Below are 1,551 nucleotides of genomic sequence, written 5' to 3' on the forward strand. Positions count from 1 at the left end.
CCGGTCAGCACCATACGCTCTGCCCAGGTGCTGGTATCCCAGAGACGGACGGTGCGGTCGGCGCTGGCGGTAGCCAGCCATTCCATCTCGGGGGAAACCGCGCAACCCGTGACCGCGGCGGAATGGCCCGCGAGCACCCTGAGCAAGGAGGGATCCGCAGCCGGGATCGGCCACCGAATCGTCAAGCGGGCGACGTTGGAGGGCAGAGTCGTGGAGTATTCGTCTACCAGCGCGCGCAGCTCGGGAACCTGGCTGAGGCGGCTGATCAGCAGATCGGGGTGGGAGTGCGGAGGGTCGATAGGGCCGAGCAGGTGGCCTTTACGAACCAACGCTCGGCATAAGGCATCCACCACGGGGTCACCCTCGATGTGCACCAGATCCGACTCATACGTAGCCAAGCCGAATCCCTGTATTTTCTCCGAACCCCAGCGCAGGTCCAGAACCAGCGCCTTCAATGCCTCGTACTCCCCGGCCGCGGCAAGATGGTAGGGAAGGTGGCGCCACAAGTACTCCGCCGTGCGCGGCAGCTGCCACCACCCACTTTCCGGCGCCGGCAGCAGGGTTCGCGCGGCTTGGAGGAACTCGCGGTTGACCGCCTGTAGCTGGCCTGCGAGCTCATGCCGGAGATGATCCCGGATCACATCGTGCAGTTGGAGCGTCAAAGACCCCCGGCGATAGGCCTTCACCAGGCTCAGATCGGCCAAGTCCTCACACAGCTGACGGGTTTCTGTGTCCGTCAGCCCCCACAGCAAGGCCAACAACGACAGCGGAATGTTCGTGTCTTCAGCAAAGATCCCCAGTTTGAAGTAGGAAGTGCGCTCGGCGTCCGGAAGCCGGCGCAGACTGGCTGCGACCGTCAACCGCACCGCGTGATCTCGCCTCTCCTCGATCCGCACATCGAGGATGGACGGTCCCCCTGCCTGGATTTGCTCGGCTACCATACGGCTTGCGTCCGAGGGCAAGACGCCGTCCCGCACGTAGCCCCGAATCGCGCCATTGACCATCGCCAACAGAAGCGGCCAGTTACCAGTCATATCCAGTAGCTGCTGAACAGTGCGGGGAGGCAATGGAGGCAGGCCCCGACTGACGAGCGCCTGAGACTCTTCATTCGCCATCTCGTCGACTCGAATAGTCTTTGCGTTTACCGGGAGGCAGCCAGCATTACGCGTCGTGATCAAGCGGGTCGTATGACGGCCACCGAAAGTGAACGGCGTTAGTTGTTCAACCGTCCAGATGTCATCCACAACCAGAAGCGTTGGCCCGCGCTCATCCAGAAGCTGCCCTAAGTATCGTCCGGCCTGTTCAGGATCCGCGAACTGGGGCCGTGCGTCGGCCAGCTGTGCCGACAAATCATTGGCGATATCCGCCAGCTCAGCCCCGCGGCGTTCCTCTCCGATCGTTGCCCACAAGAGCCCGCCTGTGAACACGGCTTTCACCTCGTCCAATGAGCAAACCTGCACAGCCAGCGTGGTTTTCCCGAACCCGCCAGCACCATACAGAGCTGTCAGGGCCACCAGCTGGTTATCGCTGGTCAGCAGGCTCGACAAATCG

1 protein-coding gene is annotated in these 1,551 nt (G+C 62.7%); it reads right to left on the reverse strand.

Features of this window, described 5'->3' with window-relative positions; translation table 11 throughout:
- Window positions 1–1,551, reverse strand: a 1,551-nt coding sequence (locus tag NA4_RS37960; protein ID WP_218022530.1) for an NB-ARC domain-containing protein, incomplete at both ends; no start/stop codon positions are given.

Origin of the sequence: Nocardia amamiensis NBRC 102102, assembly GCF_001612745.1 — a bacterium.
Classification (GTDB): Bacteria; Actinomycetota; Actinomycetes; order Mycobacteriales; family Mycobacteriaceae; genus Nocardia; species Nocardia amamiensis.